Below are 3585 nucleotides of genomic sequence, written 5' to 3'. Positions count from 1 at the left end.
GTGTCGGCAAGCGTCTCCACTGTCACCGTCACCACGCCGGGGGAAGGTGTGTAGCGCCTCTTCGTCATGCTCGGCCCTGTGCCACTGCTGTCCGGTTTAAATTCACGCCCACTGGAACGCCAACTGGTTTGGGCTTTTGGGTTTGTTGGGCGGCTTGGTCAGAAGGCGGTCTGTGCGTCTGCGATGCATGAGGTTGACGCGGAACAGTCGTGCGAAGGCGAGCGGGCTTGGCACGGTCTTCTGATCGGCCTGCGCCAATCGCAGGAGCAGGTAGGCGATGAGGGCAACCGCGATCTGGATGCGAACGGCGTTCTCTGACGTGCCAAGGAAATGGCGGATCTTCAGCGTCTGCTTGACCCAGCGAAAGAACAGTTCGATCGCCCAGCGGCGCTTGTAGAGGTCGGCGATCTCCTGCGCCGGTGCGTCGAGATCATTGGACAGGATGCGCAGCACCTTTCCTGTCTCGGTCCTGACGGTAATCTCGCGAATCGGATCGCTGAACGGGTTCTTGCGGTTGGCGGCCTGGCGTGCAGGCAGAAGGCCGATGCGGTCGGACAGAACAGGGCCGTCTTCTGCAACCGTCTGCTCGCGCGTCACGGAAAGCGGCGTATGGGATTTGAACCGGGTCACAATCCGGCATCCGGCCTTGTCCATCTTGGCCCACCAGCCGAAATCATAGTAGCCGAGATCGAAGACATAAGTTGCACCCGGCTCGATCGGCATGGCCTTGGCGGCGGTGATGTCATTGATATTGGCAGGTGTGACGGCCGCATAGATGGGCTGCTCGGCGTCCGCATCATAGACAATGTGAACCTTGGCTCCACAGGCATGGTCGGAGAACCGCGCCCACTGCGATCCAGCACCGCTGAGCCTGACCCCTGTTGCATCAATCAGATAAGTCGCCTCGCCAACTGCCCGACGCAAGCCGCGCCCCGCCATGGCCGCCATCTGCGCAAACAGTCCGGCAAAGACAGCACTCGCACGCAAACGATTGGCATCGGCGAGCGTCGAGCGTGACACGGGCTTGGCACCGACATGATAGAGCCGCGCCGAATGGCTTTCCAGGCCACCGACGATCTCACGCAGGCTCACCGCTCCCGCCAGTTGCCCATAGAGCAGGGCGACGAACTGGCTTTTGGTCGATAGCCGGCGGATATGCTTGTCAGCACCATGTTCATCCACAAGCCGCTCGAACGACGCCCAGGGAATACGCTTCAAAAGATCATGGAAAACGCTATTCTCGTGCCGCACGGTGCTGCTCCTCTTTCGTGTCCGAGATCGTCGCCAAACGCTCGAATACGAGTAGAATCAACACCGTGCGCCATGTCCACAAAATTTAAACCGGACAGTAGTGGCCCTGTGCCGGGCATCTAACCACAGTGGGATATCCTATAGAGTCAACCATGGCTGGCGGCAGCAGACCCTTGGGACAAGCCCAAGGGTGACGGAAGAGGACACAGTCTTTCACCTCAGGATACACCTGCGATTGGCGCAAATCTCAAGTCGACCGCATAACGCTTCTGTTTCGAGCGCCCCAGCTTTTCAAGCGTAGTCCGTTCAACCGGATAAAGCCTTCGGCATCGTGGTGATCGTAGCCGCTCGATCCTTCTTCGAACGTCACCAAATCCATTGAATAGAGCGAACTCGGAGAGTTCCGGGCGATAACGCGCGCCTGTCCTTTGTAGAGGCTCACTGTCACCTCCCCGGCAACATAATCCTGGCTTCGGTCGATCAAGGCCTGCAACATCTCCCGTTCCGGCGCAAACCAGAAGCCATTGTAAACCAGTTCGGCATACCGGGGCATGATCTCATCCTTCAAATGTGCCGCTGCCCGGTCAAGCGTGATGGACTCGATGCCGCGATGCGCAGCAAGCAAGATCGTACCGCCAGGCGTCTCGTAGATCCCACGGGATTTCATGCCGATGAAGCGATTTTCAACAAGATCCAGCCTGCCAATTCCATGCCGCCCACCCAAATGATTCAACTTCGTCAGTAAGGCGGCTGGAGATAAATTCTCGCCGTTTAGAGAGATGGCATCACCCTTTTCAAAGCCGATTGTGATGATGTCAGGCACATCGGGAGCATGAATAGGATCAACCGTCCGCTGATAGACATGAGCGGGAGCAATGACGGACGGATCTTCCAAAGCCTTGCCTTCAGTGGAGGTATGCAACAGGTTCGCATCGGTGGAGAAAGGCGCCTCTCCGAGCTTGTCATGAGGGATCGTAATCTTATGCGCCTGCGCGTATTCGATCAACTGCGTGCGTGACTGGATGTTCCAAATGCGCCAAGGAGCGATGACACTGATCGACGGATCAAGCGCATTGGCGGCCAGTTCGAACCGGACCTGATCATTACCCTTGCCGGTCGCGCCATGGGCAATGGCATCGGCCCCGACGTCCTGAGCAATGCTGATAAGATGTTTGGCGATCAAGGGCCGGGCAATCGAACTGCCCAGAAGATACTGACCTTCATAGAGCGCATTGGCCCGCATCATTGGGAAGACGAAATCGCGAACGAATTCTTCTCGAAGATCAACAATGCGAATATCCTCAATGCCCAGCCTTTGCGCATTCTGACGCGCCGGTTCAAGCTCTTCGCCCTGCCCAAGATCAGCGGTAAAGGTGATGATCTCGCAGCCATAGGTCACCTGCAACCATTTCAGGACCACCGACGTATCGAGGCCGCCGGAATAAGCCAGCACTAGTTTTTTGATTTCCCTTGCCATCGTTCCAGTCTCCAGATTGATAACTGAAAGAATAGGCTAATCCCCGCGCAATGAGGTTGCGGAAAGGCTATCACGATTCAAAATATTAGCATATAATTTCAATATTATCCGACTGAAAGATAGAAAATGTCTCACACTTTGGACGATATAGATCGCCGCATTTTGCGGGCACTTCAAAAAAACGGACGTATTTCCAATGTCGATCTGGCCCAGCAGGTCGGGCTGTCTCCTTCTCCTTGCCTGCGGCGCGTGCGACTGCTGGAAGAGGCAGGCATTATCGACCGCTATGTCGCGGTTCTGAACCCGGCAAAGGTTGGTGCCGGTCTGACTGTGTTTGCGCGGGTATGGTTCAAGACACAGGACGCGCAGCTCACCCTGCAATTTGCCGAGGCGATCAGGAAATTTCCGGAAGTTATCGAATGCTATCTGACGACAGGCGAATGCGACGCCATTCTACGCATCGCCACCGCCGATCTGCATAGCTATTGGCGCTTCCAGGCCGACCACCTCACCCGAATACCAAGTGTTCTCAGCGTGAAAACTGACGTGCCGATGGAAACACTGAAGCAGAGCTACGAATTGCCATTGGGATGAGAAGGGTCGAACGCATGGCGAATGATCGCGGCTGGTTTTCTGAAGCCGGTACAGCAGCCGTATTGCTGATTTCCTCTACCTTTGTCGATGCGCTGCTGTGCGGGTGACAGGCAGCCTCCTGTCAGCTGGAGGATGACACCATGCTGTCCGTGGCACACTTGCTGGCGGTATTTTTCCGCTTTGGCTGAACCGCCCCTCACCCCGCTTTCGGCAACCGCACCACCACCTTCAACCCACCCTCCGCAGCACTCCCCAGTGTGACT

General features: G+C 56.5%; 3 protein-coding genes. 1 reads left to right on the top strand and 2 read right to left on the bottom strand.

All coding sequences use genetic code 11. The features are described 5' to 3' along the window. Positions 1-102: 102 nt before the first annotated feature. Positions 103-1251, bottom strand: a complete 1149-nt coding sequence (locus ASB66_RS25955; protein ID WP_060717794.1) for an IS4 family transposase — start codon at positions 1249-1251, stop codon at positions 103-105. Between the two features lie 247 nt (positions 1252-1498). Further along, positions 1499-2728, bottom strand: a complete 1230-nt coding sequence (locus ASB66_RS25950) for an argininosuccinate synthase (protein WP_060717793.1) — start codon at positions 2726-2728, stop codon at positions 1499-1501. 126 nt (positions 2729-2854) lie between these two features. Between ASB66_RS25950 and ASB66_RS25945 the strand changes: the two genes are divergently transcribed. Further along, positions 2855-3322, top strand: a complete 468-nt coding sequence (locus ASB66_RS25945) for an Lrp/AsnC family transcriptional regulator (RefSeq protein ID WP_060717792.1) — start codon at positions 2855-2857, stop codon at positions 3320-3322. Positions 3323-3585: the final 263 nt, after the last annotated feature.

The organism is Gillisella vitis, from assembly GCF_001541345.2.
Taxonomy (GTDB): Bacteria; Pseudomonadota; Alphaproteobacteria; order Rhizobiales; family Rhizobiaceae; genus Allorhizobium; species Allorhizobium vitis.
The sequence above is the reverse complement of the archived record's forward strand: the minus strand, read 5'-3'. Positions and strand labels throughout refer to the sequence as shown.